Source organism: Streptomyces sp. NPDC015139 (assembly GCF_043079785.1).
Taxonomy (GTDB): domain Bacteria; phylum Actinomycetota; class Actinomycetes; order Streptomycetales; family Streptomycetaceae; genus Streptomyces; species Streptomyces albidocamelliae.
The window spans coordinates 46,676-70,157 of sequence record NZ_JBIBUW010000026.1 but is presented as its reverse complement, the minus strand read 5'-3'; the positions used below and the strand labels follow the sequence as shown (position 1 = coordinate 70,157).

Annotated in this window: 21 protein-coding genes and 1 pseudogene; 7 read left to right on the top strand and 15 right to left on the bottom strand. The window is 67.0% G+C overall.

Translation table 11 applies throughout. The annotated features are described in order from the left end of the window. Positions 1–509: 509 nt before the first annotated feature. The 6 genes and pseudogenes from ACF08B_RS38195 to ACF08B_RS38170 all read right to left on the bottom strand — a co-directional run bounded on the left by ACF08B_RS38195 (position 510) and on the right by ACF08B_RS38170 (position 7,023). Entirely contained in the window at positions 510–1,421 is a 912-nt protein-coding gene (locus tag ACF08B_RS38195; protein WP_392321637.1) for a nucleotidyl transferase AbiEii/AbiGii toxin family protein, read from the bottom strand. Positions 1,422–1,480: 59 nt separating this feature from the next. After that, positions 1,481–2,812 carry a type IV toxin-antitoxin system AbiEi family antitoxin domain-containing protein gene (locus tag ACF08B_RS38190; RefSeq protein ID WP_392321636.1) on the bottom strand — a complete coding sequence of 444 codons (1,332 nt, stop codon included), beginning with the start codon at positions 2,810–2,812 and terminating at the stop codon, positions 1,481–1,483. An 815-nt stretch (positions 2,813–3,627) separates the two neighbouring features. Next, positions 3,628–3,888, bottom strand: a pseudogene (locus tag ACF08B_RS38185) (restriction endonuclease); the annotation flags it as partial. A gap of 83 nt (positions 3,889–3,971) precedes the next feature. Then, complete coding sequence (gene ltrA / locus ACF08B_RS38180) at positions 3,972–5,729, bottom strand: group II intron reverse transcriptase/maturase (RefSeq protein WP_392321635.1); 1,758 nt, start codon at positions 5,727–5,729, stop codon at positions 3,972–3,974. A gap of 626 nt (positions 5,730–6,355) precedes the next feature. Further along, complete coding sequence (locus ACF08B_RS38175) at positions 6,356–6,709, bottom strand: restriction endonuclease (RefSeq protein ID WP_392321638.1); 354 nt, start codon at positions 6,707–6,709, stop codon at positions 6,356–6,358. A gap of 104 nt (positions 6,710–6,813) precedes the next feature. Next, positions 6,814–7,023 carry a hypothetical protein gene (locus ACF08B_RS38170; RefSeq protein ID WP_392321634.1) on the bottom strand — a complete coding sequence of 70 codons (210 nt, stop codon included), beginning with the start codon at positions 7,021–7,023 and terminating at the stop codon, positions 6,814–6,816. Between the two features lie 740 nt (positions 7,024–7,763). Between ACF08B_RS38170 and ACF08B_RS38165 the strand changes: the two genes are divergently transcribed. Then, positions 7,764–9,533 carry a hypothetical protein gene (locus ACF08B_RS38165; RefSeq protein ID WP_392321633.1) on the top strand — a complete coding sequence of 590 codons (1,770 nt, stop codon included), beginning with the start codon at positions 7,764–7,766 and terminating at the stop codon, positions 9,531–9,533. A gap of 62 nt (positions 9,534–9,595) precedes the next feature. Here ACF08B_RS38165 and ACF08B_RS38160 read toward each other — a convergent pair whose 3' ends face one another. From ACF08B_RS38160 to ACF08B_RS38145, 4 genes are all read right to left on the bottom strand, one after another. Continuing rightward, the gene (locus tag ACF08B_RS38160) at positions 9,596–10,267 is read right to left on the bottom strand and encodes an SMI1/KNR4 family protein (protein WP_392321632.1); all 672 of its coding nucleotides are present in this window, start codon (positions 10,265–10,267) and stop codon (positions 9,596–9,598) included. Between the two features lie 98 nt (positions 10,268–10,365). Beyond that, positions 10,366–10,662 carry a hypothetical protein gene (locus ACF08B_RS38155; RefSeq protein WP_392321631.1) on the bottom strand — a complete coding sequence of 99 codons (297 nt, stop codon included), beginning with the start codon at positions 10,660–10,662 and terminating at the stop codon, positions 10,366–10,368. Beyond that, a complete protein-coding gene (locus ACF08B_RS38150; RefSeq protein WP_392321630.1) occupies positions 10,655–10,945 on the bottom strand; it encodes a hypothetical protein in 291 nt (96 codons plus the stop codon). Before ACF08B_RS38150 ends, ACF08B_RS38155 begins: the two co-directional genes overlap by 8 nt. Beyond that, positions 10,942–11,454 carry a DUF6233 domain-containing protein gene (locus tag ACF08B_RS38145; RefSeq protein WP_392321629.1) on the bottom strand — a complete coding sequence of 171 codons (513 nt, stop codon included), beginning with the start codon at positions 11,452–11,454 and terminating at the stop codon, positions 10,942–10,944. The genes ACF08B_RS38150 and ACF08B_RS38145 overlap by 4 nt, the downstream gene beginning before the upstream one ends. A 24-nt stretch (positions 11,455–11,478) precedes the next feature. On the opposite strand from ACF08B_RS38145, the gene ACF08B_RS38140 reads away from it, so the two are divergent. After that, a complete protein-coding gene (locus ACF08B_RS38140; RefSeq protein WP_392321628.1) occupies positions 11,479–11,691 on the top strand; it encodes a hypothetical protein in 213 nt (70 codons plus the stop codon). Positions 11,692–11,712: 21 nt separating this feature from the next. On the opposite strand, the gene ACF08B_RS38135 is transcribed toward ACF08B_RS38140, so the two are convergent. Then, on the bottom strand, positions 11,713–11,910 hold the full coding sequence (locus ACF08B_RS38135) for a hypothetical protein (protein ID WP_392321627.1): 198 nt from the start codon (positions 11,908–11,910) through the stop codon (positions 11,713–11,715). A gap of 464 nt (positions 11,911–12,374) precedes the next feature. Here ACF08B_RS38135 and ACF08B_RS38130 point away from each other — a divergent pair, with 464 nt between their 5' ends. The 3 genes from ACF08B_RS38130 (at position 12,375) to ACF08B_RS38120 (ending at position 14,775) form a co-directional block, all read left to right on the top strand. Then, on the top strand, positions 12,375–13,355 hold the full coding sequence (locus tag ACF08B_RS38130) for an ATP-dependent DNA ligase (RefSeq protein WP_392321626.1): 981 nt from the start codon (positions 12,375–12,377) through the stop codon (positions 13,353–13,355). 299 nt (positions 13,356–13,654) lie between these two features. Further along, positions 13,655–14,176: a hypothetical protein gene (locus tag ACF08B_RS38125; protein WP_392321625.1), complete on the top strand. Its 522-nt coding sequence runs from the start codon at positions 13,655–13,657 to the stop codon at positions 14,174–14,176. Then, complete coding sequence (locus tag ACF08B_RS38120) at positions 14,173–14,775, top strand: RNA polymerase sigma factor (RefSeq protein ID WP_392321624.1); 603 nt, start codon at positions 14,173–14,175, stop codon at positions 14,773–14,775. Before ACF08B_RS38125 ends, ACF08B_RS38120 begins: the two co-directional genes overlap by 4 nt. A 133-nt stretch (positions 14,776–14,908) precedes the next feature. Here ACF08B_RS38120 and ACF08B_RS38115 read toward each other — a convergent pair whose 3' ends face one another. From ACF08B_RS38115 to mobF, 3 genes are all read right to left on the bottom strand, one after another. After that, entirely contained in the window at positions 14,909–15,640 is a 732-nt protein-coding gene (locus ACF08B_RS38115; protein WP_392321623.1) for a hypothetical protein, read from the bottom strand. Between the two features lie 57 nt (positions 15,641–15,697). Continuing rightward, positions 15,698–16,282 carry a hypothetical protein gene (locus ACF08B_RS38110; RefSeq protein ID WP_392321622.1) on the bottom strand — a complete coding sequence of 195 codons (585 nt, stop codon included), beginning with the start codon at positions 16,280–16,282 and terminating at the stop codon, positions 15,698–15,700. A gap of 103 nt (positions 16,283–16,385) precedes the next feature. Next, entirely contained in the window at positions 16,386–18,227 is a 1,842-nt protein-coding gene (mobF, locus tag ACF08B_RS38105) for a MobF family relaxase (protein WP_392321621.1), read from the bottom strand. 763 nt (positions 18,228–18,990) lie between these two features. On the opposite strand from mobF, the gene ACF08B_RS38100 reads away from it, so the two are divergent. Continuing rightward, positions 18,991–20,277, top strand: coding sequence for an AAA family ATPase (locus ACF08B_RS38100; protein ID WP_392321620.1), 1,287 nt, complete (start codon positions 18,991–18,993; stop codon positions 20,275–20,277). After that, the gene (locus ACF08B_RS38095) at positions 20,274–21,401 is read left to right on the top strand and encodes a ParB/RepB/Spo0J family partition protein (protein ID WP_392321619.1); all 1,128 of its coding nucleotides are present in this window, start codon (positions 20,274–20,276) and stop codon (positions 21,399–21,401) included. Before ACF08B_RS38100 ends, ACF08B_RS38095 begins: the two co-directional genes overlap by 4 nt. A 195-nt stretch (positions 21,402–21,596) precedes the next feature. On the opposite strand, the gene ACF08B_RS38090 is transcribed toward ACF08B_RS38095, so the two are convergent. Further along, entirely contained in the window at positions 21,597–23,057 is a 1,461-nt protein-coding gene (locus tag ACF08B_RS38090; RefSeq protein WP_392321618.1) for a hypothetical protein, read from the bottom strand. Positions 23,058–23,482: the final 425 nt, after the last annotated feature.

Below are 23,482 nucleotides of genomic sequence, written 5' to 3'. Positions count from 1 at the left end.
ATCGCCCCAACTGCCCCTTGAACAGCACCAACACACCTACACGTCAGTGACATTCAAGACCGAACATCCCAGTGACATCCCGACCGAACCTCACAGGTGTACCGCCTTGGCTACTGGCGGGTAATGTCAGCGTGGAGACGCTCGCGCGCTTTGTGAGCTGCACAGACTTGGTCGCGTCGAGCGCGAGATTCCGCTGGCGGAATCAACCACCTCGCTGCCGTACGGCGGATTGGCTCACGCCCGTGCACATGGTCTTTGCCGTCCTCCCTGGGTAGGGAGCACACTGACTGCACAACTTCGCAGTACCTACGTCGGAGTTGGAAGCCCTTGGTCCACTGGGTGCAACCAAGTACTACGGGCATCAGGCGGAAACGCGTGTTGGCGCACGCCCCGCCAGCAGGAAGGGGAGGCCGACGGCCTCCCCTTCCTGCTTGTCACCACCCGGCGCGCCAAGTCCCGACAGTCATCGTCTCGTCTCGCTTACTCCCGGCGGGCAGCGGTGCTGCACGCTACTGCCAGGCGCCCTTCGAGGGGTCCCAGGTCCCCCGGACGCTGCCGTCGAGCAGCGGGTTGAGGAAGACCTCGGCAGCTTGGGTTGCCTCCGGGAAGGTGCGGCATCCCTGGAGACCGATAACCAGTGCCGCGGCAGTGGGGTAGCGGTCGTGCCAGGCGATTCCGGGTGCCTCGAAGTTCTTGGGCAAGGAGAGGTCGATGCCTCGTAGACGCCGGTGTTCAGCCTCCTGGTGTATGGCCTGGTAGGCAGTCGGGCCGTCGACCGCCTCCTGCTGGCTGATCAGCAGCAAGTCGGCCAGGTCGCGGTAGCGGCTGGAGCTTGCATCGCCATGTCGTTCGTATAGGGCGCAGACCTTGTCGGCGATGTGGTCGATGAGGGGGTAGAGCCGCACGGTGGGCCAGTCGATGGGCCAGGGCAGGTCCACGGCGGAGGCAAGGGGAAGAGTTTCGGGGGTGCCGGCGAGGGAGCGGCGGACCGTGATGTCCACCTTGACGCTGTCGACGCGGGCGGAGCCGAGGAAGACCTCGAAATGCTGGGAGCCGCCGCGAGTGGGATCGGCAGCAGACGTGTACTTGCCAGGGGCGAAACGCAGGAAATCCCTGAGGTCGTGGGCGGCGGCTTCCAGGACGCGCTTGCGTGCCTCGTCGGGAGCCAGGCCGGGCTCGGCCGCCTGCAGGTCGATGTCGCCGCTCAGGCGGGCTGCGCCCCGGTAGCGGACGAGGAGAGCCTGGCCGCCCTTGATGAGCCAGCCTTCGGGGTCGAGTGTGAAGACCCTGGCTGCCAGGCGGTTGAAGTAGAAGATCCGCATGAGCTCGGCAACGTTCATGCCCGTCTGCTTGGCCATCTTCTTCGCAGACTGGTTCAGAGCGGCTCTGAAAGCCGGTGGAGTCTGGTAGGTCTTGCCCACGGATCGCCCCCCTGGCGTTCTGGCTTGGATCCGCAGACTCTACGCCCGGTGATCGGCATTCAGCCTGGCTGGCTGTCAGCTTCCCCCGCCTCTTGGCTGTTGGTGTCATCCAGCTCCGGATGCCCATCGCTGAAGTCGGCTGCGTTCTCTGCGTCCGGGGAGCGGCGGGGGGCACTTGCGCGTTCGGAGGTCGAGGCGGGGGCGGTTGCTTGCCCGAGGGTGTTGAGCGTGCCGGGCGGGAGGGCGACGGAGCCTCGAAGGGCACGCGTGATGCCGGGGTCCGGCTGCAGCATCTTCCGCACCGCTTCGCCGATCGCCGGGTCCGGCTGCATGGACTTCCGGAGCGACTCCACGAGCGGCTGCATGATCTTTTGCATCACCTCGGGGTTAGGCTGCGCCGCCTTCCCCATCGACTCCACCATCGGCCGCATCATCTTCTGCATCGCTTCTGTGATCATCGGGTTGGGCTGCAGTGTCTTCCGGATGGACTCCATCAGCGCAGGGCTGGGCTGCAGCATCTTCCGCACCGCCTCGCTGACCGCCGGGTCCGGCTGCGACAGCTTCCGGATCGCCTCTAGCAGCGCCGGGTCCAGCACAGATGCAGCGGGCGACGGGGCAGGCTGGCGTCCTGCTGCCCGTGCCGCCCACATGAGTTTGACGAGATCGGGGCGTTCAGCCAAGAGGTGGACGGCTTGGTCGAACCCTTCCTGGCTTGCCCGGTCGACTTCCTGACGGCGCAGGCTTTCGCCGGCCTGCGCGACGAGGTGGTTGATCAGGTCGTGTCCGGTGGCGGCGGCTTTCAGGCCGTACTTCCGGGCGAACGGCTGGACGCGTTCTGCCAAGTCGTCGATGGTGACCAGGTCGCGGCGTTCGGCGTCGGCGATGACTCCGCCAATGTGCCCGCCGTCGGCGCCCGTGTGCAGCAGGTCGGTGATGGTGCGCGCGGCCGTGGTGACGGGCAGGCCGTCGACGGTGGTGATCTCCGTTGCTGCGATCTGCGCGGTCCGCAGGCGCACGAACGGTTCGGTCGTGGTCCGCCGGCGCGGGACACTGATCTCTACGTCCGGGGCGGGGATGTCTCCGAGGCTCAGCAGCTGGCAGGCGGAGGCGTGGGAGACGACGCCGGAGTCCGGATTTCCGACGGCCCGGTCCCAGACGAACCACTTGGGCTGCAGGCGCAGCCAGGCGACTTTCACCTCTAGGTGGGGCGGCACGCCTACAGCGGCAAGCTGGTAGACACCGCGGCCCACATTCGTCAGGAGGCCGGCTTCCGTCAGCCGCAGCAGTTGTACGCCGCCCACGCCTAGCTCCTTGGCCTGCGCGGACGTCACCAGCCCCCATTGGTCTGCAGCGGCCCCAGAGAGAGCAGCCACCTGCTCAGCACGGTCCATGCAGAGATAGTTACACACATTCACAGAGTTAGTTACTCTCTAGGTGTAACAAACTCTGCACAGGAGTCCTCGGGGACGTAAATTTCTCTGACATTAGGCCCCAGATCCAGGTACACGGGCCGCGAGGAACCTCCATCCGCCGGCCCAGGAGCAACGCATATCGCCCACCCGCCCTCGGGATAGCCCTCCTGGTCGGCGTTGCCGTCGCCACACTGCTCCACGTCCTCTTAGGGCGGCATTGATCAGGATGGCCAACCTTTTGGGCGGGTGCTCGGCGCGATCTGCGAGTCCTACGCGCGCTTCGGGCGGTACCGCATGTTCCCCGGAACCCGCAACTCCGCGCCTTGCTGGTCCGGTCAGACGGCATACTCCGAGGCGGCCGACCTCAACCGGCTCTTCGAATGACCTCCAGGGCCAGTCGAGGGGACGGGCCCGCCACCTACCTACCTACACACCCACATACGCCCCGAGGCCCCGGGGGCAGAAGAGAATCGAACGCCCACCCCTTCGTACAGAGAGAAGACGGGCACGCTCGGGGGTCCTCTGGCGTGTCCCAACACTTCATGTACGAGCTCCTTCGCGCCTCGCTGCCCGAGTTCCTCGGCAGTCTCGGCGCCGCGCTGGTCCTCACCGCTTCTGCCTGGGGGGCAGCACGCCTTCGCAACCGTGGAGCCCGCCCACGACCGTCCGAGACGGACGAGGACTGAGCGGGCTGGGGCCCGGAATCGCTCCCAGCCCCAGAGCCACAGCCGATGGCGCGAAGACGATCGGCCAGCTGGACGGCTCCGACACGCCCCGCGATGCCAAACCCAAGGTCAGGAGAGGGCAGTGGGCTTACGCGGAGGCGGCACGGCCCGCAAGAGCTCCCACAAGGGCCGTGAGCCCGCTGCCCAGAGGCCTAGGGTCTGACGGTCCACCACGTGCAGCCGCTGCTCCTTGGCGAACAGCACGGCAGGAGCGGTCACCCGTCCGTTGGTGACGATCACCGCGACGTCTGCCTTGTGGACCGGGCGGGCGGTCCCATTGAGGACTTGAAGGTCTGGGGTGCCGACCGCTGAGCCGGCGAGGCCGTTACGGTCGGGTAGGTCCTCCCCCTCTCAGAGGAGGACCCCCCTCAGAACCGTGCGTGCGCCTCGTCGACGCACACGGCTCAAGCGGGCTATGAGGCCCGCGCAGTGGGTGCCTTGCGGTCGTCATGGGCGTGGATTGCCCGATGACAATCTGCGTGAATCAGCTCCAGGTTCAACCTGTCGTCTGAGCCGCCGTCGCGTCGGTACACGATGTGATGCACGTGTAATTTCCTCGCCGAGGCAGAGAACCACTGGACCCACTCGCGTACGTCCTGAGGCTCAAACTCGGCGCCTTCGATCAGGTCAAGCCCACACCTTGGGCAGATTCCCCTCTGCCGCACCGCCCGCCCGATATTGCGCTTGCTGTCGGCATCCGGATGTTTGCGGCGTCGGGATCGGCTGGCCCAATATTCGGACAAGCTCGGGTCGTCCTTGGAGGCCCGGCCCGCAACCAGCTTATGTCTCACAATCTTGGTCCAGCTGAATTTGATGAGATATGCGCCGGTCTTGCGATCGCCGAATACCCATCGGTCCTGCCTGTGGAGGTTGAACGCACCCCAGTAGTGGGCGATCCTCCATAGTCGCCCCTTGCTGCGGTGTCTTCGCAAGGCCCACATCCAGAGCCGCTGGAAGACATACGTGTCCAGCGTTGCGAAGACGTTACTGGAGACGACGCCCCGGTAGTAGGTTGCCCACCCCCGGATGGCTGGATTGAGCTTGCTGATTAGGGCAGCAGTCTCCCAGCCATCCATACTTCGGATGCGTTCCTTTAGCGTCCGGGTTAGTCGCTTTACGGCATCTCTGCTCGGCTTAATGATCACCTTGCCATTGCGTGTGCGCTGAATATTAAACCCAAGGAAGTCGAAACCTTCGCTTAGATGAACCACGCGGGTCTTTTCCTCATTGAAGGCCAGTCCCTTGGGCTCCAGCCACTTGGCAAGACGCTCCTTAACCGCGAACGCTTCTTCCCTTGTCGCGCAGATCGCGACAAGGTCATCTGCGTATCGGATAAGAGCCGGGGCGGTGGGGTTCCTTTTCGTTACCCTCTCCGTTGCCCCTGCCGCTTCTGTCATTCCGTGGAGAGCGATGTTCAAGAGTAGGGGACTGATCACACCTCCTTGGGGTGTCCCCTCATTGGTTGCTGTCAATGTTTGATTCTCTATCACACCGGCTCTTAGCCATCGGCGGACCATCTCCCGACCAGGAAACTTCCCTATGGCTTCAAGGAGGTGGTCGTGGTTAATGCGATCAAAGGCTGCTGCCAGGTCGGCGTCCAGCACCCACAGCCGCTTCGTGCGCTTTCCCGACGTGACTGTGTGGATGGTGCTGATGGCATCGTGGCAGCTCCGTCCCGGGCGGAAGCCGTAGCTTCTCGCCTCGAAGCGCGCTTCCCACTCAGGCTCCAGGGCGTTTTTTGCTCTCGCCTGGTGCACTCGGTCCCGGATTACGGGAATACCGAGGGGCCGCATCTTTCCGTTTGACTTCGGAATGTGTACACGCTTGATGGGTTTGGCAGCGAGACCCGATTCAGAGGAGAGTTCCTCAAGGAGGCGCCTCCGCTCCGATGGGGTAAGTGCAGTCTCGCCGTCCACTCCCGCTGTTTTCTTTCCGCTGCTCTGCTGCGTTACTCTTCGCACGCTTATCACGAGGTTGGAGTGTGAACGCAGCATGAGCTTTTGAAGGTTCCGCACCTTCTTAAGGTCACCTTCTTGCGCGGCTCTAAAGATCCTCTGACGAAGCCGTCTTACGTGCTTTTCGGCGCTTGCCCACTCGGATCTGGGCCGGTTGCCGTTCACGTTCGAGGTTCCGTTCGCCGCGTTCGGCAGCGGCCGAGTTGCTGTTGTCATCCCAGCCGCCGCTTCCTTTCGGTATCTAACTTGCGCCTCGATGCAGACTGCTCGCAGTTTCTCTTTTTCTGCCTACCTGATCCGCGTGAGCTCCCTTTCGGGCTCAGGCATGAGCCTGATATCCGCCGAGTTATAGTCGGGACCGAAGGTGGCCGTTTACCTACACTTCCTCTGGGCTTTCGCCCCGGCGGCTTTCGCTTCTCGGATCATCCTTTCCCGCAGGGGATTTAGGTCTTCGTTACCTCCGACTTACCGCTTTTCGCGGACCTCTACGGGGTTTCCACGTTCCACACTGCTCAGATGCGGCACGGTTAGGACGCCCCCCTCTGCACCGAGTCCCGTGGTGATCTCGTGGTCGTTTCGTCGCCTCCCACGCACGTGACGGTTTCCACCGTCAGGACTTCCCATCGCGCTCGGTACTTCCTCGTCGGCGCGAAGTTGCATTAACGATGCGTTGCTCCAGGGGTTCACTCTCGTTCGTCCTTCCGTCCTTCCCCTTCACCTGTGCCCCGCGACGAGCCGGGGTCTTGGGCTTTTCTACTCGGCTCAGGACAACCCCGTTGCCAGGGATGCCCCCGAGTATGGGGACCGGCATTGATCACTTGCCGGGGGCGGAGCATTCCTCCTTATTTCTGCCCACTGAACAGTGCGACTTCGTGTCGCACGCGGTGCTTGCACTGGATCACCCACAGCCGCCCGTAGGGGTCCGTCGCCTTCACGTCCGCGCCGAGATCACCGCCGCCGCCGACGCGGATCGCGTCGCAGCCGTCTCGGCGCATCAGTTCCCGGATTGCTTCCTCGAACCGCGCGTGGTGCAGGGCGTCCAGGTCGGGCAGCTGGTAGCGCAGGCCGTGGGCTCGTACCGCCTCCCAGGTCTTGTTCTGGCGGCGGGTGTAGAGCCACCCTGCGCCCGCCAGGGCGGCGAGGACCAGGAGCACGACGACGATCCACCAGTGCGCCGCCAGCCAGCGAACCACCATCACGGCCGCGCCCGCGGCCACCAGAAGGCCGACTAACCGGGCATCACGCTGCTGCTGCCATTTGCTGGGGCGCCGGGTCCGCCGCTTGGGCGGCCGCCGCCGGGTCACCGGTGGCCCTTGGGCGAGGGGAAGCGGATCGGGTAGGACACCGTGGGCTGCGGCCGTGTTTTCGGCAGCGTCGCGGTCGTGTCGAAATGGATGGGGTAGTGCACGGTCGACTGCGGCCGCGGAACCGCCCCCGGGCCGTCGGTGGAGGCGGTGGCGCTATGGCCGAACCCGACCACGGCTAACGCGAACATGCCGAAGATCGTCATCTCGCGTCTCGCCCCGGCAGCCCACCGCGAATGCCCCTTGACCGCAGTCCCGTCGGAACGCACATACGGACGCACAAAAGGCATAACTGCCTCCCCCTCGAAGCAACGTGATCCTCTGCAGCCCGCCATGATGACAGCCCCCACTGACAACGCCCTTTGAAACCGGACGTTCGCCGCACTCAGCAGCGGACGGGGGCCGGAGAAGGCCGCCTGCGGCAGGCGTCCACCGCCCCCAGGGCTTCGACTTGGCAGCACGCCCGGCCGATCACAAGGCGCGGCCCTGCCTCCTTACTCCACACGGCAGCACGGTCGTCCGATCCCGTACCACCGCGGTATCACCGGCCTGCCGTCGGGTCAGTATGCCGTCCGGCCGAGTTTCAATGGCAGGGATGCCGGGCGACTGGTGTTGATGCGTGCGCCTTACGGTGGCTCATCTCTTTCCGTACTTGCTCAAACCGTGATGGCGGCCATGGTCCTCGCCGCAAGCCCCTGATGGGATCGCACAGTTGTTCCCACAGAGAGGTCATCGAGTGATACCGCCCACCGCAAGACGACGTCACTTAGCCTTCAGCGCGATCCTCGCAATCGTCATCGGATCCGGTGCCACCGGCACCGGCCACGCGGCCGGCTCCGAGGGCCCGCCGCCGGTGCACGGCCCTGGCACACGGGCAGTTGCGGCCGCCGAGCCGAACACTCCCAACGGCCCCGAGGTCGGACCGCCGTTCACAAAGACGAGCGGCGTGTGGCAGACCGACACCACCACACCGACGCTGCGCAACACGGTCACCGCCCCCAGCGGCCACAAGACCACCGCGACCTTCGAGGTCCACACCACCGATTCCAGTGGCAAGCCCACCGCCACGGTCGTCAAGCTCACCGACGAAAACCAGTGGGGCGTCCTCGTCTCAGGCGAGGTGGCCGCTGGCAAACCGGCCTCGGTCACGGTTCCCGCCGGCAAGCTCAAGAACGGTGTCACCTACGCGGTCCGCTCCTCCGGATACGACGCCACCAGCAACGTGTACGAGAACGACTGGTCGCCGTACTCCACCTTCAGGATCAACGTTCCGCCGGCCGAGAAGCCGTACGTCACCTTCCCGGCGCCGCAGACCGCCTCCGGCATCGACTCGCTCGCGCAGACTCCGATCGAAGTCACCCGCACCGATCCCGGCCCCGTCACGGGCGTACGCGGCGGCCCGGACGCCGGCCGCACATGCTCCGCCCCGGACAGCCAGGGCCGCAAGGTGTGCATCCGGATCAGCCGTACCGCGCCGACTCCCGACGATGCGGCGGTCGCCAAGAAGGCGATCAGGCAGGCTCTTCGGGGCGCCGATGTCGTCCCGTGGTGTGCCTCGAAGCCGGACGGCAAGGACTACATGAACCGGACCGAGGCGTGCCTGAAGAACGTCGGCTACGCCACCCTGATCTTCGTCGACGCCGATGAACTGCCGAGGTTCGGCACCGCCACGTTCGCGCTGTCCCAGCAGATCAAGCTGTACAACAAGAAGCTCGACACCGGCACGGACCGGGCCGAGTTCGACCAGCAGCTCACCGTGGTCCCGACACAGATCGACCATGCGACCGAGGGCGTTCACCTCACCTGGAAGCCGTCCGACAACTGCAAGGACTGCACCAGCTCGCAGGTGAAGTGGGCGAGCAACGACGGCCTCAACACCACCCCGCACTGGGCGGTCGGCGAAGTCGGCGCCCCGTACGCCATGACCGCGAAGGTGCAGACGATCTGGAACAGCACCGGCAAGGAGCAGTTCGACCTCGGCTGGAGCCTGCTCGGATCCGTCGACGCCGGAGACGCACACGCCCAGACCAGCCTGGGAACCAGCGGCGACGTCCGCGTCCGTGAGCTGGCGCCGCGCTGTGACGACATCGCAGGGGGCAACATCAAGACCGGCTGCGTCTTCCCTTACTTCAAGCCCACCTGGACGGTCGACACCAACCTCTACCCGGCGGCCGGTGCCTACTACTGGCTGGCGCAGGAGAAGCTCCCCTCCCACCCCGGCAGCCGGAAGTGGGACTCCCTCGTCACCTACCTCGGCCCCGGCAACAACGCCGACCCGAACGGAGGTGACTGGACCAGTGCGAAGAGCCGCAGAAAGGTGTGCGCCACCAGCTGGACGCCGAACAGCGCCACGCCGAACGGGTCGTGTGACGAGTACGCACCCGCGAGTACACGCCAGAGCGGCGGTATGCCGGGAGGCACGAACCAGGTCGGCTCGGGGAACGAGTGTGCGCAGCTCTACACGAGGCCGATGACCGGCGGAACGTGGGGCCTGTTCGCCGAGAACCGCGACGGCTACACCGGCCCGAAGTGGGACGAGAAGTGCGGTCGGGCGTCTGTGCCGGAAGAGCAGAACGAAGCCGCCTTCCGGGATCTGGGCATCAAGCTCGTTCCCCAGATGCGGCTGCTCGACAAGGACGGGTTCTTCATCAGCAATCCCGGCTTCGAGCACTGCAAGAACGCCGACACGGTCTGCGCGTGGAAGAAGGTCGGCTGACCTGATCCTCTGACCGACCGATCCTGTGGCCGGAGCATCCCTGCGGTGCTCCGGCCACAGTCCTATGCGAAGCGTGTCCAGTCAGGATCGAGTGGGCAGGCGGGGCCGTCCCACGCCAGGGCCTGGCCGACGAGACCGGGCACAGCCGTGTCCTGGCGTCCGTCCGCGTACTGGACGCCGCGGTTCTCGTACAAGGCGTCGGCGACCTCGATGAGGTAGTCGGCGAACGACGGCCACACGCCCAGCTTGGGGATGCCGGCCTCCTCGAAGGTTCCGATCCGTCCGTAGCCGGGTCCCGGGGTGCAGTCCGCGAACAGCCCGTACAGGCCACTGCGGTCGGTCGCGGCGAAGGCGAGGTACCGCATCGCGGGGTCGCCCGGCATGCCGATGGTGTGAGGGCCCTCGTCCCAGTACGGCAGATGCTGCACCGGAGGAATCGCATGCTGCAACGGCAGCAGCCAGGCTGTCCCCTCTCCCTGCGGCGCGAGCCCGGTTTCGGGCTCGGGTGTCCAGCCGAAGTCGGCGGGATGACCGGTGCCATTGCGCAGGCGGTACAACGCCCTGAGGCCCGGTGGGACGGCCAGGTCGAGTTCCCCCTCGACCTCACGGATGTCGGCCTCCGGGGCGGGTGGCGGAAGCATCTGGTACGAGCGCGGAGCGTGCCGCTCCAGCCATCCCTCGATCCTCCCCCAGGCACCCGCCACAGCCTGCTCCTGCTGCTGATCACCTGTCATACCCACGACCCTACGGGGCTCAGTAGGCGGTTCGCTTCCTTCTCCGCGCCGGGGAGGCACCGCGGTGTCCGGTTGGCAGGCTGGCCGAGGCCGCGCTGTCAGTACAGCTGGACGCGGGTGAGGACGATGTGCGGCGGGTCGGCGTCGGCAACGATGACGTACTCGGCGATGCCGAGCGCGCCGTGCTGGCCGAGCGGCATGCGCCGCTGCTCGGGCCACTTCGCCGACGCGGAGCTGCCGGGCACCTGGCCGCGGGTCTCGTTGATCACGACCGTGGCGGCGACGATCGCGCCGAACACGTCCCCGGGCAGGGCAGGGTCCATGAGGAGTTCGTTGACCTCGTCCGACAGCAGGCACGGCAAGCCCTGCGGTTCCTCGTCGTCGTGGTCACTCAACGGGCAGGCCCGCCTCGCGCCGGCGGCGCACGATGTCGGCGACCGCCGTCGTCGCCAGCGTGCCGTCCAGCGCGGCCGCGGTGAGCCGGTCCCCGGCCGGGTCGGTGTCGAGCATCGCCTCACACCACCACCTGCGCAGCACGCCCTCGGCCTCCTCGGGCGCAGCGCCCAGCAGCTCGCGGTAGAACTCCATCCGGCGCTCGCCGGTCAGCGCGGCTGCGATGCCCTCGGCGTTGCGTGGAACCCTCTCCGGGTCATGCGGGTGGATCGGTTGTGCGGTCATCGCGGCGCCCCTCTCGTGCTGCTCCGAGTCTGCCCTGTCGCCCCAGCCGCCGTCACGCCCGGCGATGCCCCGGAGCGTGCTGCCGTCTCGTTGATCCCCAGCTCGGCGTCCGGCCGGCAGAACTCACACGCGCGGAAGAACTTCCCATCGCCGGTCAGCGCCTGGCGGGCCTCGTCGGCGCGGATGGGGTTGGCATCCCGCTGGATCACGGTGCAGCCGACGCGGTGCACGGCAGCCCCCAGGGGATGCCCGGCGTGCAGTTGCTTCTCCACCAGGAATCCGCCCGCCGTCTCCTGCTCCTGTTGCGCGGGGGCTTGAAGGGCCGGCTGCGGCTTCGGCGGCAGCGACCGAGCGCCGGGAGCCTTCGTCTGCGCTGCAGCGAGCGCTTGGCGGACTGCGGTGGTCTGCAGGCGCAGGTAGGTCGCCACGGTCTCCGTCTCGGCGATGCGCTGATCAAGATACGCCAGGATCGCCCGGAGGCGCGACGGATCAGGCGGAAGCTCGCTCATACGTTCGATTCTATGATGGGCGGTGTGCACAGCAACCCCGAGCAGCGGCCCGGCCGCTACCACCTCCTGCTCACCACGGGCGGCAGGGCCGTACAGCACGGCTGGTGGGACAGCGAGAGCGTCGCCCGGCGAAAGCTCGCGCGCTGGGTCGGCGAGTACGGGGCCATGCCCGACGGCCGTATCACCCTCACCGACAACGACACCGGCACGGTGCTGCAGGCCTGGCCCGAGGAGTAGCCGCCGGGCAGGGGACGGCGGTCACTCGGGAGAGGCGGCCCCGGTGGCCCGGTCGGCGTCCGCGGGCCGTTCGGCCGCCGGGGCGTCGGTGCGCAGCGCGTGCAGGGTCTTCTCGCAGGCGCGGGCGATGTGCTCGCGGAACGGGGCGATCCTGGGGTTCGTCACCTCGCGGCGCAGGGCGGCGAGGGCCTCGATCCACTCGACGGCGTCCTCGGGCAACGTGTAGGGCTCGCCGCTCAGACGCCGCGCCGGCTGCGGTCCTGCCGGGGCGGAAACAGGCGCGGGACGAGTGACCGTACGTACCACCGTCTCGGTGCGCTCGATGACTTCCCGCACCGGCTCACGACTCCGGCCGCCCTCGCTCACCGGACGGCCAGCGCGGGACTCGGCCGAGCGGAGCTCCCACGCCCGGCGCCGGTGCACCGGCGAGCAGTACCGCGCAGGCCGACCCCGACCGCTGTAGGCCACCGGCTCGCCGCACCACTCACACGTGCGTTCCAGCAGTTGCTCCCGCACGGTCGTGGTCTCGTGGACCTCAGCTCTCGCCGTGTCCTGCGCATAGTGGGAATCCGGACTTACTTTCGTCGCAAACGAAAGTCTAGCTGCTGCCTTTTCCCAGGTCAGCGACGAGAGACGGCATTTTCGTCCGGTGCGGCGGCAACCTGTGGGGAAGGCTTGAGGGTGTGACGTGGTCGCTTCCCGAGCCGATGCTCACCGTGGCCGTTGAAGAACCCGACCTCCCCACCGGATGGGCGGCGGAGCCGAAGTGGGACGGGTTCCGCGCAGCCGTCTCCGCCGACACGGGCACCGTGATGCTGCGCTCGCGCCGGGGCACCCAGATGGGGCCGGCGTTTCCGGAGATCGTGGCGGGCACGAGCCAGCTTCCCGACCGCACGGCGCTCGATGGTGAGCTGATCGTGTGGGACTGGGAGGCCGGCCGGCTCTCCTTCGAACAGCTCCAGAACCGGCTGCACCGCCGAGGACCAGCAGCTGTCCGGGCGGCCGAGCAGTGGCCGGCGCAGTTCGTCGCGTTCGATCTGCTGCGCATGTCCGGCACCGACACCACCGCCTGGCCCTACATGCGGCGCCGCGCCGCACTCGAGGAACTGTTCACCATCCGAGGACTCCTGGCACCGTGGGTGCTCTGCCCGTCTACCACCGATCCCCACGTGGTCCACGAGTGGCTCACCTGGGGATCGGTCCGCATCGAGGGCGTCGTCTTCAAACGCCTCACGGACCCCTACCGCCCCTCGGTCAGAGGCTGGCGCAAGTACAAGACGAAGGAGACGACCGAGGCCATTGTCGGCGCCGTCACCCGCCCGCCCACCGCCCCGCGCACACTCCTCCTCGGCCGCTATGACACCGAGGGCCGGCTGCGGTACGTGGGCCGCACCGCCACCCTCGCCCGGCTCACCGCCAGGGCCACCGCCGCTCTCCTTACCCCGGCCGCCAGCGGCCACCCGTGGACGGGCTGGACGTTCTCGGCGGGGTGGGGCAGCCGCCAGCTGCTGGACGTGGCCCTGGTGGATCCCGGCCTCGTCGTGGAAGTCGGCGTCGACGTGGCACGCGATGCGGGCGGCCGGTGGCGGCATCCCGCCCGCTTCCACCGGCCCCGGGCCGATCTCCGGCCCGGCGATGTCACACGTTGGGCAGGACCGAATTGACGACGAGCTCGGGAAGCTTGAGGACCCGCCGCTCTCTGGCCGGAGGTAGCGGCGGGCCCGTGACAGACGTAGGCGATACGTCTGACCGTTTCACCGAGATGGTGGGCGTTTTCGTGCAAAGCCAGTTGCTGTGGTCTGTCTCACTGCCCGACACACCGAGGCCATCTCGACAGCCCGAAGTGGTGTCGGCACGATGAGTAATGATCTGCGTCGTGACGCAGCACGCCACGAATCTTCTTTGGCCGGAGGGGGAAGGGCGTGCCGCCGAGCGGGGCACTGACAGATGAAAGGCGAAACTCATGCGTACAACGCGCATGGGGTCTGACGCGGCGGCTTCCGCCGCGTCACGCCCCGCTCTGCCCATGGGCAAAGCCCGAGTGACACTTCTCTTCACGCAGTTGGGCACGATCGCTGGTTCGTACCTTCCCGCCGACCTGCCGCACCACGTGCAGCCTGCCGTGCCGTACGTGGCGGCATCGGTCGCAGCGACGGTGTTCTGGCCGCAGGCCGCTTGGGCAACCAAAGTGGTGGGCAGGTGGACGAAGAACGTCAGCCTCATCCCCGTCGACAAGGTCGTCAGCTTCTTCATGAGCAGGGGTGACACGATCCGCCAGCGGCAGGCCGCGGCCGCCCAGCAGACCCCGGGCACCGACATTCCGGGCGAGCCCGCGCGCGAGGACGAGGCCGTGCAGCCGCTCACCGATGACGCAGCACCCGAAGGGCAGCAGGCCGTACGGCTGGCCGCCGTCCCGGCTCAGGCACCCGGCACCGACTCGCTCATCGCGGCCGGCGCCGAGGAAACGGGAGAGCAAGAAACATGACCCGCACCGACCAGGAGCCCCTCGACCTGGAGGCCTGGCTCGAGGCCCTCAGGGCCGAGGCGAAGGTGCGCCACACGGCCGGCCGGACGGACCAGGACCGCGCCGACTTCGAGGCCTTCATCAGGACCGAGAAGGCCGAGGAGAAGGTGCACAAGTCGCTGTACAAGCGTGGCGTGCCTCAGCAGGAGGCCGGTGACATCACACAGTTCGCGCTGATGCGGCTGTGGGAACGCTGGGACGACACGCCGGAGGATGAACGGCTGAAGTTCTCCTATCACGTGGCCAAGCAGCGCTGGATCGACTGGCTGCGCTCACGGCAGCACCGCACTGCCCTGGTCGACCCCATGGCCGACTGGCTGCTCGAATCCGAGGACCCGCACACGGACCCGGCCACACTCTCTGTCGAGCGGCAGCACGTCATCGTGCTGGTGAACACCCTTCCTCCCAAGCAGCGCACGGTCTTCGCGTTCGCGCTGGACGGGTTGAAGCCGCGGCAGATCGCCCGTGAGGTCGGCCTGACCGAAGCCACAGTGCGCTCGCACCTGCGCCACGGACGAGAACGGCTCCGGCTTCTGCTCCTTGCGGAAAACTCGGTCTAAAGCGCCGCGACTGGCCCTACGGCCCCGGCTCGCTGGACGGGTTTGTGATCCGGGGCTCTCCGTGATGCGGGCGTACTGACGCCCACAGGCATCTGGTCCGGGGGCGTTGGCGCGGTCAGGGGCCAGCGTTCGGTCAGCCGGCCATCATGGCCTGGAGGTCGCTCAGCGACAGCTCGTTCGTGCCACGGGCCTCCGCCTTGCTCTGGGTCCAGGCCACGATCGCTGGGTGCGCCGTCTCGTACGGGGCGCCGGCGGTCGTGTTCCTTCCATCGGTGGACGCGACCTGGGTGAGGTAGGCGGCCAGGGCGTGGGGGCCGCCGCCGTTGTATCCGATCTCGTACCCCAGGGCGCTCTTGCGCGGGAGGAATGACAGAACGCCCTTGTCCGTCCGGGCCCAGAACAGACTGCGGCCGGTGCAGAAGCGGCTGAAGATGTCGTCGGGGCGCAGTTCGAGCGGGGCGTACGTCGTGTAGCTCCACTGGTCCGTACCGCCGCTACCCGCGTGCTTGAAGTGCTCTCCCACGACGGGCAGCCCGAACTCAGGGTCGTAGAAGGTCCGACGGCACAGGCAGCCCGATCCGCGGATGGCCGAGGGGCTGTCCTTGTCCTCCGTTACGCACGGGTGGAACAAGGCCGGGATCTTCGCCGGTTCCACGAGCGTGCAGTGCATCGCGTTCGGCTCGCAGCGCACCAGCCTGCCCAGCCACTCCTGGAAGTGAGGTGTCACGGTCTGCTGCGCCTCGATGTCCAGTACGGCGTTCAGCGACGACGTGACGGCGCCCCGCTGGGGCTCGGTGTAGAGGACGAAGTTCAGGTAGCCCTTCGTCGGATCGGTCAGGTTCAGATCGAGGGCCTCGTAAGGCAACGTGGCGCTCCAATGCGGGTGCCAGGCGGCCAGGGCGCGGCCGCGTGAACAGTGAGGTCAGCCGACGCGGTGTTCCGGGCGCAGGGTGAGGCCGCGGTGCAACAACTGCGCGGTGTCGTCCGGCCCGAGCCCGAGAGCGCGGGCAACGGTGGTGCCTTCGTCGTCGCGGACGAAGGCAAGCAGGATCTTCTCGCTGGCGGGGTCGGCCATGGCCCGGCGGGCGGTTTCGACGGTGTGGGCAACGCAGCCGGTGGTGCCGTCTTCGACGATGTCCCGGCGCGTGGTGTCGTCCCAGACGTTGAGCTGGAGGTTGGCGCCCTCGGTGGAGCAGTCCTCCTTGGAGTCCGCGCCCAGAACGCACCGCCCGAGCATCGCGGCGTGGGCGTGACGCTGAAAATAGACGGCGGTGCCCAGGAGCCGGTCGACCTCCCGCGCTGTGTTCTCGCGGGCCTTCTCGGGGCTGACGAGCGAGGTCTTCGGGTCGTGAGGCTGCATCCGGATCTTCAGCACGGCCAGGCTGCGGGCCAGATCGTCGGCGATGCTGAGCAGGCCCACCAGGCTCACGTCGCCGCGCTGGCGGGGCGGGGGCAGTTCGTCGGGGTAGCTGTCCATCGGTTCCAGCGGTTCGTGCAGGTCGGTCAAGGTTCCTCCCGTGCCGGGTGCCAACCTCCCGATTCTCGATCCGGCTTCCTGGGGCCCGCGGGTGAAGTCACAGATCGGCCATGCCCTGGCCGGTTGCCATCCCTCACCGGTCACGGCCCGCTCCCCTGCCGTGGTCGGGCCGGTTCGCGTGGTGCTGCTGCTGGTCGGCGGGCTTGACCACGTCGGCCGGCTGTTCCGCCTTCGACCGGGCCTCGAAGGCGCGGCGGCGGGCATTGGCCACCCGCGTGAAGGCGGCAAGGCGCTCCAAGTTCTTCGGTGTGCGCAGCCACGTAGCCGGGTCGGTCGTACGACCCTCCGAGTACTCCTCGGGCATCGCAGCCTGCTGGTGGGCCTGAACGGCGGCGGCCCGCTGCGGTGGGGTGCGCCTGGCATACCGGCCCGGATGGTCGACGGCGTGCGGCGAGTCTGACGCATGATCGTGGTGGTCTTCCGTGTGCGTGGCGGCCGGGGCGTCGTCTCGGGCAGCGGCGTGCGGGGTACGGGCGGCGCGGCTCGCGTTCTGAACGGCGAGGCTGGCGACCCGGGCCCGCTCGTACCGGCTCGACTCGCGGGGAGGCGTGCCGTCGGCGCCGGCGATCCACCAGCGATCGGACTCGGTGAAGTCGGCGGTGTAGAAGAGCTGGTCGGCATCCGGGGTCCGGCGGCCGGGCTTCGGGACGGTGGACTGACGGCTGTGGTCGGACAGGGCACGGTCGGCGATGTAGTCGTCCAGGCCGCTCGTGAACTCCCGGCCGCGCAGGGTCTCCAGCAGGTGTCGGCGGGCTTCGGCCAGCACGTGGCGGCGGGCGAATTTACCGCGGACGGTGGAGACGACCGCGGTGACGTCGACGGCGGCGAGTGCGGCGTCCACGTGTGGATCTACCCGGGCTCGGATCGCCGCGCCCGCCGCGCGGCAGCGCTGAACGAGCCCATTGACCATCTGCTTGCCGAACTTCAGCAGCGCAGACGCCCGCCACCAGGCGAGCAGCTGCTTCAACGGGCGCGGAGTCTTCTTCTCAGGGCGGGTGTCCTGCGCGGCCTGCCAGCCGAGTCCGTGGCGGGCGCGCTCGCCGGGCAGCCGCCCGTGCTCCTGCGCGAACTTGTAGGTAAGGCCCTCCAGGACGTCCTCGATCCGCTGGCGGCGGGTGGAGGACCAATCGATGAGCGCGGAGTCGACACCGGCTATCTCCATCACCGGGCGCAGGCCCGGCGTCACCTCCCGGGGCACCGTCGCCAGTCCCAGCTCCTCACAGACCTCGGTCGTCATCGCGAGCGTGTAGAGAGTCCCGGCCGCCACCACATTTCGGTAGAGGCGGAAGGTGTCCAGGGCACCCCACACCGGCTCGCCGTCGTCGCCCCTGCGCTGCACTCGGTTGAGGACCAGGCAGTGGTCGTGCAGGAGCGGGAAGCCGTCCCGGTTGTCGAAGTGCCGGAACGCGGCGACCACGAGGGCCGGGGTCTTCGCGCGGCCGCGACCCGAGGACCACCGGGTCTGTGCGACCTCATCCTCCAGCCAGCGCAGCACCTTGGCGATGGCCCGCTCGTGCGCCCGCTCGATGATCCGCCGCGTCTTGGCGTCTCCCAGCGCCCACAGCACGATCAGGGACGCCTGCGGCCGGAAGGTGAAGTCGAGGGCGAGCAGCGGCGTCTGCTTGCGCGCCTCGATCTCCTCAATCGGCTGCCCGAGCACGGTGGCAAGCCGTGCCGTGGCCGGGTCAGCGCCGTCGTCCAGGAGGTCACGCTCGATGCGATCGGCGTCCGGGTGCCGCCCCTGCCCGAACAGCAGCTGCATCTGCCGCTCGGAGACCTCCGCGCCCTCAATGAGACCGAGCGCGTCCAGGCCGCGCCCCAACCACCTCCCCGGCGGGAGGCCGGCCATCTCCTGGGCATTCTTCAACGACTGGCCGACCGGACGACGGCCATCCCCGTACGCGACTCCGCGCACGTAGTAGCGCCAAGCATTACGCCTCTGAACCTTCGCGACACTGAGCACCCCCAGAGAGGACACCGGTACTGAGCTGCGGAAAAGGGGCGATTCTGTGAGACGGGAGACTTCACCGGAACTTCGTGGCCGATCCCGCCCGCCGGGTGCCCGCAGCTACACCGCGCCCGCCCGGCGGACGGCACCAGGCATGCAAATGCTGCGGCAGTGGCAGCGGTGGGGCGCTGCCACTGCCAGCAAGGCTAGGTCAGGCCGCGTGCGTTGCTGCTTGAGCAGCCGCTCCTCCAGTGAACGGGCTGGTGGGCGGCTCCCCGGCCTCACGCGCTCACTTACCTGGAACCTGCTCGGACATCAGCTGGCTGCGGCCCGCATAGCCAGCGCCTCGGTGTTGGCAGACCCGGTAGGACGCGGTGCCGGGTGGACTATCGCACTGTGAAGGTCGGGCGGTCACGGACCGGACCAGCAATTGCGGCCAACGGCAGGCAGACCGCTGGTGTGTACCAGAGAGCTGAGAGCAGCCCCTCAACCCAGTCGGAGCGCGCAGGCTCCGCTGCTGGAGTTCGCGTCCAGTCGACACCGTCCCCTCCCCTATCCCAGCATGCCCGTTATCTTTTCGTGACTATTCACGCCGTGAAGAACTGGGTGGGGCCTATCAGGGTGAATCGGTATCAAAACCTGCACTTCGGGTTTCACTTCGACCCGCACGGTCAGTAAGGTGACACCTAGGGACCCCTGTTGCAGTCAACAAAGTCAGTAAGGTGACGCCATGGCCTCTCCAAACCCTGACGGAGACCGGGAAAAGGCGGCGTTCAAGCTTCCTCCGGCGCTCCAGCAAGAGCTCAAAGTCCGATGCGCCGAGCTTGGCTTGGACATCCAGGACGCTGTCACGACGGCCATCACCCACTGGCGTGCCAGTAGTGAGGCCGGGCGCGACGTCGACGCCTCCGGTGCCAAGTCATTCTCGACCTGGCTTCCTCAAGGGCTGTACGAAGACTTCAAGGCCACCTGCTCGGCACGGGGGCTTTCCTATGTCCAAGGGCTCGCCCAGAGCATCAGGTCGTGGCTGGACGACAACCCCTCCCCCAAGGAAGTCATCGCTCGCCCGGGGGAGATTCGGCGAATCGTCGTGTGCAACCAGAAGGGAGGCGTCGGCAAAACGACTATTTCCGCTGGCGTCGCCGAGGCGCACGCTGAGACTCCTGGGCTGGGTGCCAAGTGCCTTCAGGACTTCGTCGAGTCCCTGACAGATACCGAGCTGGAACGTCTGAGCCGTACCCGTGAGCAGCTCTTCGCCCTCATCGCCGATTACGCCGGCGGCGGCCAGAGCGTCCTGCTCGTCGACTTCGACCCGCAGCTGCACCTCAGCAACCAGCTTGGTATCCCTCCCATCCCGGTGGGCGAGGAAAGCCTGGTCACCCACATGACCGGCGAGCCCAGCGGAGCCATCAAGGACTTGGTGGTTCCCATCGAGGATCCGCGGTTCGAGGGCCGACTTCACGTCTTGCCCGGAACGCGCGAGGGCTTCCTCCTCGACTCCAAGTTGGCGCTGACGGCTGCTCAGTCGCGTGGCTTCCAGAAGGAGATGGCTCTGGAGCGCGCTCTGCGGCCTCTGGAGGAGGACTACGACGTCATCGTGATCGACTCGCCGCCCAGCCTGGGCTTGAGCATGGACACGGCTCTCTACTACGCGCGCAGGCGTCCGAACGAGAAGCCGGGGCGTTCTGGGGTGCTTGTCCCCGTTCAGTCCGAGGACAGCTCGGCGGACGCTTACCAGATGCTTGCTGAGCAGATCGAAGATCTCGAAGACGACCTCCGTCTGGAGATCGACCGTCTCGGCATCGTTGTGAACCTCTTCGACAGCCGGCGCGGCTACATCGCGACCTCGTCTCTGGAGGAGTGGCACCAGCTAGACGGCCAGACCGTTGTCGCTGTGGTGGATGACCTGAAGGAGCAGCGCGAGACGGTTCGCCTCAAGAGGCCTCTCCTGGCATACGTGCCTGAGAGTAAGCAGTCGAATGTGATGCGCCTGATCGTGGCGGGAGCCGGTAAGTGACTAAGAAGGAGCAATTGGGTCGGGGGTCCTCGTTTGGCTCAGCCGCAACCACCCGTAGTGCCCGGCGGGCAGCCATCGACCAGACCATCCGAGGTGAGGGGGCGTCCAACACTGCCACCATCACCGACCTCCCTGTTCCGGTGATTAGTGGGAACCCCGAGAACCCGCGCGATCACCTGCGGAACCTGAACGACACGATCGAGTCGGTTCGTGAAGTCGGCGTCATCCTGCCGATCATCGTCTCCACTGTCGATGCGTTCCTCCGGGGCCGACCTCACCGCGCGGAAGATCTCGATGAGGGCAGCCAGTATGTGGTGGTTGACGGCCACCGGCGTCTTGAGGCAGCGCGCCGGGTCGGACTCGCTACCATCCCTGTTCGCGTCGACGACTCCTACGTCACCACCGACGAGAAGCTGCTTGAGGCCGCGTTCATCGCCAACTACCACCGCGAGGACATGACCGATCTCGAGGAGGCCAACGCTCTCGCCCAACTGGTGGAGCACTACGGCGGTTCGCAAACGAAGACATGCAAGAGGCTGTCCATCTCGCCATCCACGCTCTCTAGCAAGCTGTCGCTGCTGAAACTGTCGCCAGAGCTTCAGAAGGACTTGATGACGGGCGAGCGCAAGGTCGAGCACGTCCGGAACCTGAGTAAGTTGCCGCCGGCGCAGCAAAAGGCCAAGGCTGACGAACGGGCGGAGGCGGCGAGGCAGCGGTCTCTGTCCCGCAGGCCCGCAGCCGAGCCGGCAGATATTCACGGCGTGAAAAGTCACGGCGAGGTAACGGAGATCTCGTCTTCCGTTGATCACGAGCAGGCGGTGCAGAAGGAGTCCATTCCCGAGCCTCGAGAGGAGGCTTCCAGCCCAGACCTGGGACCTGCCCAGGCGGCAACCGAGCTCCGGAAGAGTGCCTTGGTTGACGCCCCTGCAGAGCACGAGGGCGGGCAACCGCGTCGGCTGCCGTACGACGATGCCTTCTCCGTCGTCACACACCTGCACTTGAAGATGAAGACCGACGACTTCGCTCGAGGTGCGAGGGTGTGGCTGAAGATCCTGCGTGAAAAGCACCCAGAGGCTTATCGTGCGCTGCTTCAGGAGCTGGCCGAGGAGAAGCATCCAGTTTGAGCCGCCAAGCCGACCTGTAACGCAAAGGGCGGCCCCGGCGCCCGGATTTGGGTCCGAGTGCCGGGGGGCGCCCTGCGTGCTCGGGTTTTGAGGTTGAGGTCGGCAGGGTCCATCGCTTCGAACTGGTCCTCAAGCCGGAGGTCGGGGGCCTGGTCGGTCGTGGCAGACCTCCCAGCTCGCTGTTGGTGCGTGCGGTCAGCCGGTCAATGCCTTGACTTCCTTGTCCACTGAATCGGCAGTAGGGGTCAGGTCTCCATCGAGCGAGTCCAGGATCAGTCCAAGGGCAGCCTGCGGGTAATACTCGCGTCCATGCAGCGGTTTGTGGCCTTCACCTTTGAGGCGCGCCAGCATCGCGCTCTCCGCCTCTCGGGCAACCCCCTCAGGAAGACCGGTGAAGAGCCGGTGTCGGGTGTTGTAGCCGTCGCGGGCGTGCTGCGTCAGCCGGATCTCTCCGTCTCCGTTGCTGATGCCGAACTTGACCCCCGGCTTGCCGGTTACCCGGTCTGTGCCCGTCACGACATAGAACACATCCTTCGGTTTGACGGCCCCGGCTTGGGCGGCTTGGGTCCTAGCCTTCCGCTCGGTGGCTGCAGCAGCGCGCGCTTCCTGCGCCAGGGCCTGTGCCTCCCGGTCGGCCTTCAGTTTCTGCATGGCAGCCTCGCGCTCAGCTCGTTCGACAGCCTCGCGTTCAGTCCGGAGAGAAGGTTCACGCGCTTCCGCGTAGTTCTGCTCGGTCGCGTGTACGCGCATCACGTGCATATAGGCGCGGAAACGGTCGTAGTCGACGTCCGGCTCGAAACGCACGACTGCCTCGGCGATGTGAGCCTCGTTCAGTGTGTACTCGCCATCCTGATGATCGTGATCTTCCCAGCTCGCATCGACGATGTCCCAGAGTCGCGACGTCTCGATGCCTCGCAGGCCGGCCAGGTGGTAGTTGACCTGAATGAGGTATCTACCGACAGGGTCGTCCCAGAAGGGGTCGTAGATATCGGGGCCGGGGATTTGACGGTCGCTGTTCCGCGGAACAGCGGCATGGACGGCCCTGAGGCGATGTCTTGAAGCGGCGTACGTGTCGATCCCTACGTCGCGCGCAGCAGTCCGCAGAGCCGTCACGGCCTGCGTCAAGGCGACTCCTGCAGAAGTGACCGCCTCCATGCAGGCGATCACCTCGGTTGATTCGTAGACCTCGATCGCGCGCGCCTCAACCGCGGCTGGGTCTGACTGCGGCTCTTCCCTTGGAACGATCGGCGCCACACCCGCAAGGGCGGCTAGCAGGTGATCGGCGTCGGCCCACGGCACGGTGATGTGCACGAACCCGGAAACAGGGAGCGGGTCGAAGCTGTGGCCACGTCCCGTGCCGTACTTGCTGTGCTCGCCGTGACAGGTCAGCTCGATACCGACCCGCTCGGCGAGAAGCCGGATCCCTCGGACTGCTTCCTCGGCCCAGCCGTTTCGTATCTTGATGGGCGCGCGACCGTAGCGGTCAAGGTCTCCTTGGTATAGCGGGGCAGGAACCTCAATGAGTACACCGCCGTCGCCCTCGGCGAGAAACGCCTCCGCGTCTGGAGCACCCCCTTCCCTGAGAACCGTTTCGAGGCCCCGCCCGAGTCTCTGCTTCTCATCCTTCGTGTACCTGGACCACTTACGCACGCGCACGCCGACTCCCCCCCGTCGATTGCTCAGCCAACTGGCCGGGGCGGCGACTCTATTGCGCTGCTCTGACATGTCCGCCGAGCGGGCGTGTCAAGGCTTCGCCGAGCGAGGGCGGGACCTTCCGCGCCGCCGCGGTACGCGCATCGGCGGGTGCTGTTAAGACGGGCAAGACCGGAATCCAGCGCGGCATCCGGGACTTCCCGAGCCAGTGAGCTGGCAGGCTCGCTCAGTACAGGCGGCTGGACCAGGGGCCGGTCTCGCGCAACAGGTCGCCGAGCTGTATGCCGTGAGGCGCTGTGAACGGTCCTCGGGGCGCCGCTGGTCTAGGTGGCGACCATATCGTGAGGCGTTCCCAGGAAGACGTCGATGTCGGGTGAGTAGGGCGACCGGGGCAAAGGTGGCGGTGCCGTGCGGCCCCGTGGGGGTAT